Source organism: Methylobacterium sp. CCH5-D2, assembly GCF_001556475.1.
Lineage (GTDB): Bacteria > Pseudomonadota > Alphaproteobacteria > Rhizobiales > Beijerinckiaceae > Methylobacterium > Methylobacterium hispanicum.
On record NZ_LSIX01000735.1, the window covers coordinates 1 to 4,577 of the forward strand.

A 4,577-nucleotide genomic window follows, 5' to 3' on the forward strand; every position below is an offset into this window, starting at 1 on the left:
GCCCCGGGGCGAGGAGGCGGGCGGGCAGGTGGGCGCGGCCCTCGCCCCGGGGCAGCACTTCCATCCGCGGGGCAAGCCGCCGTCGGCCTTCACCCGCGAGGTCCTGGCCCGGGCCCGCGCGAGCCTTCCGTTCGCGGACGAGCGGGACTTCGAGGAGCAGCGCCGGGGGCTGATCGCCCCCATGAGGGCCATGACCATCCCGGCCGAGGCCGGCCACGCGGCCTGGGACATGGAGCAGTTCCGCTTCCTCGACGAGGCGGACGCGTTCGACAGCATCCATCCGTCGCTGGCCCGCATCGGGCGGCTCAACAACAATTACGGTCTCTACGAGGTCGTCCCCGGCATCTACCAGGTGCGCGGCCTCGACCTGTCCGATCTCACCATCGTGCGGGGCCGCGCCGGGTGGATCGTGTTCGATCCCCTCGTCAGCCGGGAGACCGCGCGCGCCGCCTGGGCGCTGTTCCAGGAGCATGTGGGCGCGGGACGGCCGATCTCGGCGGTGATCTACTCCCACACCCACGCGGACCATTGGGGCGGCGTGCGTGGCCTCGTCGACGAGGCGGACGTGCGCTCGGGCCGCGTGCCGGTCATCGCGCCCGCCGGCTTCATGGCCCACACCGTGGCCGAGAACGTGTACGCGGGCAACGCCATGAACCGGCGGCTCTTCTACCAGTACGGCCTGCTGCTGCCGGCCTCACCCCACGGCTATGTCGGCCAGGGCCTGGGACAGCGCGTCTCGGCCGGCGCGGTCGGACTGATCGCCCCGACGCGCTCCGTGGCGGAGCCGATCGAGGAGATCGAGGTCGACGGCGTCCGGATGGTCTTCCAGAACACGCCCGACACCGAGGCGCCGCGGGAGATGAACACCTACATCCCCGAGATGAAGGCGCTCTGGATGGCGGAGAACGTCGTCGCGTCGCTGCACAACATCTACACGCTGCGGGGCGCTCCGGTGCGCGATCCGCTCAACTGGTCGAAGTACATCAACGAGGCGCTCCACCGCTTCGGCCTGGAGGCCGAGGTGATGTTCGCCTCCCACCACTGGCCGCGCTGGGGCAACGCGCGGATCCAGGAGGTGCTGCGGGCGCAGCGCGACCTCTACGCCCACATGAACAACCAAGTGCTCCACCTCGCGAACCGGGGCGTCACGATCAACCAGATCCACACCGTCTACGCGCTGCCGAGGAGCCTGCAGCAGACCTGGCATTGCCGCGGCTACCACGGCTCCCCGGAGCACAACAGCCGCGGCGTCATCCAGCGCTACCTCGGCTTCTGGGACTGCAACCCGGCGACGCTCATCCCCCTGCCGGCCGCCGAGAGCGCGCCCCTCTACGTCGAGATGATGGGCGGAGCGGACGCGATCCTCGCCCGGGGACGGCGCCTGCACGAGGCGGGACGGTATCTCCTGGCCCAGGAGATCGTGAACACGCTGGTCCAGGCGGAGCCGCGGAACGAGGCGGCCAAGGACCTCCTGGCCGACATCTTCGAGCAGATCGGCTACCAGCAGGAGAATCCCGGCCTGCGCAACAGTTTCCTGGCCGGGGCCTACGAGCTCCGGAGCGGCATCCCGGAGGGGGAGACGGCGCGTTCCAGCAGTCCCGACGTGGTCCGGGCGATGACGACCGAGATGTTCCTGAACTTCCTCGGCATCCGCATGGACAGCCGCAAGGCGGAGGGGATGCGCTTCACCATCAACCTCGTGACGCCCGACACCGGCGAGCGCTTCATCGTGGAGATGGAGAACGCGACGCTGACCAACATCGCGGGCTTCCAGGCCGAGAAGCCCGACCTGACCCTGACCATCGACCGCGCGGATCTCGAGCGGACGATGGCCGGCGCCACGACCCTGGAGGCGCAGATCGCCGACGGGACCGCGACGGTTCAGGGCGACGCGCGCATCCTGGCACGGCTGGCCGCGACGATGGTCGATTTCGATCCGCGCTTCGAGATCATGCCGGGCACGCGATCGGCCCCCCGGGAACGCGCGTGCGCCGACGCGTACCGGGCCGATCCCGGCCGGGCGGTCGCCGAGTAGCCGAGGCCGGCCCGATGGCGGGGATGCTCCCCGTACGATCCCGATCCGGGCGGGGAGCATCCGCTCCAGGACATCCGGGCCCCGTCCCCGGATGGCAGGATCGCGTCTTGACGTGAATCAACGCGAAAGCGCGGTCGGCGGGGATGCTGGCCTTGCCGGGCGCATCGTCCTCCAGGGGCGCGCCCGACAGGCGCGACGGCGCCGGTCCCCGGGCTCGAGAAGGAGTGAGGGCACATGTGCAAGATCGACCGCAGGATCCGCGCGCTTCTGGCCGCGGGCACGATCCTGGTCCTGCCGATGCTCGCGACCGCCGCGCCGGCTCTGCCGGCCGGCCCCGCGCCCGCGGACGGGGTGGCCGGGCGGAGCCTGTCCACGGCCGGCGTCACCGTCGGCCGTTCCAGGGCACTCCCGAACAAGAAGCGCCTCCATCAGGAGCGCAAGGCGCGGTCCTGAGGCCGGCGGGCCACGGGGCGCGTCCCCGGCCCGACCGGGCGAGATCGCCGCCGGATCGGCCGGGCGCCGCCCGAACGCGCCGGTGTCCGCGGCCGGAAGCGAGGTCGGGAGCGCGAGGTGACGATGCGAGACGCCGAGCCCGTGCCAATCGAGCCCGCCGCGACCGATCCCGGCCGGTCGAGTCCGGACGGCCCCGGTAGCCGCCGGCCGGGGCGCCGGGGACGGGGCCGCGCGCTCGCCGCCGCCGGGCTGCTGCTCGTCGCAGCCGCCGGGTTCGCGCTCGCCCACGTCTGGTCGCCGCACGCCAACCTGCGCATCACCACCGGCCCGCCCGGCAGCACGGCCTACCGCTTCATCGCCGCCTTCGCGTCCGTCTCGAGCGTCCAGCATCCCCGCGTCAGCCTGACCCTCGTGCAGGTCGACGACCTCGCGGGCAGCGCCAAAGCTCTGGAGGAGGGCCGGACCGACCTCGCCATCGTACGCAGCGACGCGGGGCCGCCGCCCAACGCCCAGACCATCGTGATCCTGCGCAGGGACGTCGTCGCCTTCGTCCTGCCGCCCGGCAGCCATGTCGGCTCCGTCGCGAACCTGGCCGGAAAGGCGGTCGGCATCCCGGCCGGACCGCTGCAGGAGGCCAACGCCCGGGTCCTCGACGCGGTGCTGACCTACTTCAACATCGCCGCCGCGGACGTCCGCCGCGTCGTCCTGCCGCCGGACGAGCTGGCGCAGGCCGTCCGGCAGAAGAAGCTCGCGGCCATCCTCGCGGTCGGCCCCGCGGCTCCGGGCGAGGCCGTGGACGCGGTCGCCGCGCTCGCGCGCGCGACGAAGGGAACGCCGGGCCTCCTCGCGCTCGACGAGGCCGAGGCCATCGGCCGGCGCTTTCCCGGCTTCGAGCCCATCGACGTGCCGGCCGGAGCGTTCCGGGCGAGGCCCGCGGTGCCGCACGACACCGTCACAACGCTGGCCGTGACCTACCGGTTCGTCGCCTCGGAGCTGATGCCCGACGTCGTCGCGGCCGCGATCGCGCGCTCGATCCTGACCACGAAGGCCAAGGTCGCGGAGGTCTCGCCCCTCGCCAACCAGATCGAGGCGCCCGATCCCGACCAGAAGAGCCCGATCCTGCCCATCCATCCGGGCGTGGCGGCCTACCTCAGCAACGGGGACCAGAGCTTCTTCGACCAGGTCCAGCGCTACCTCACGGTCGGCGGCCTCGTGCTGAGCCTGGCCGGGTCGCTCTTCGCCGCCGCGGCAGCCCGCTGGACCCGGCGCCGCTCGGAGGCCGACTGGCGCCCGGTTCGGCGGCTGGTCGAGATCGCCGAGGCCGCGCCCCGCGCCGACCGGGACGGGCTCGCCGCGCTGGAGGACGAGTTCCACGGACTCGTCTCGGCGGTGCTCGCCGGCTCGCCCGCGGCCGGGAGCCCGGAGCGCATGTCGGCCTTCTCGACGGCCCTCGTGCACGCGCGGCACGCCCTCGACCGGCGGCGCGCCGGCCTCGGGCCGGAGGCGGGACACCAGGCCGGCCCCACCCTCGTGGTCGCCCGCTGAGGCCGCACGAGCCGGGCGGCCCTCGCTCGACCCGCACGCGCGCCGTCCCGTCGCGCTTCCCCTGCCCTTGCCCCTTGCCCGTCTAGCCGGACTCGCCCTCGCCGAACCTCTCGCCACGCCCCTCGCCAAGCCCCTCGCCACGCTCCTTGCCGAACAGCAGGGCGCGCAACCTGTCGGCACCCAGGGCACGCCCGAGCGCCCGGTAGGCGAAGTACGGGACGAGCGCGACGAACATCACCCAGGCGAAGGACGCGAGGCCGCGCGGGCCGCCGGCCAGCTCCGGCAGGACGTCGCGCGGCGAGCGTCCGCGCCAGGCCCCGAGCACCACCTCCTCCAGCACGTAGGCGGCCACCAGCACCACCGTGAACAGGAGGGCGCGGTACAGGATCGCGTAGGCGAGCGGCCCCCGATCCAGGCGCCGGCCGATGGCGAAGGATCCGAGCTTCGCCGCCTCGGCGATCAGCATGAACTTGGCGAGAACCAGGGCATTGATCAGCCCGATCGCGTAGAAATGGTGGCGCGGATAGTGCTGAACGTCCCGGTC

The 4,577-nt window shown here is 73.1% G+C and carries 4 protein-coding genes; 3 read left to right on the plus strand and 1 reads right to left on the minus strand.

The genetic code is table 11. The features are described from left to right. From AX737_RS19470 to AX737_RS19480, 3 genes are all read left to right on the plus strand, one after another. Nucleotides 1-2,035: alkyl sulfatase dimerization domain-containing protein (locus AX737_RS19470; RefSeq protein WP_066924267.1), on the plus strand; the 2,035-nt coding region annotated here is incomplete at its 5' end. A gap of 234 nt (nt 2,036-2,269) precedes the next feature. Continuing rightward, nucleotides 2,270-2,488, plus strand: coding sequence for a hypothetical protein (locus tag AX737_RS19475; protein WP_066924269.1), 219 nt, complete (start codon nt 2,270-2,272; stop codon nt 2,486-2,488). Between the two features lie 123 nt (nt 2,489-2,611). Beyond that, nucleotides 2,612-4,033: a TAXI family TRAP transporter solute-binding subunit gene (locus AX737_RS19480; protein WP_066924271.1), complete on the plus strand. Its 1,422-nt coding sequence runs from the start codon at nt 2,612-2,614 to the stop codon at nt 4,031-4,033. An 82-nt stretch (nt 4,034-4,115) separates the two neighbouring features. Here AX737_RS19480 and AX737_RS34625 read toward each other — a convergent pair. Further along, nucleotides 4,116-4,577: hypothetical protein (locus AX737_RS34625; protein ID WP_245293480.1), on the minus strand; the 462-nt coding region annotated here is incomplete at its 5' end.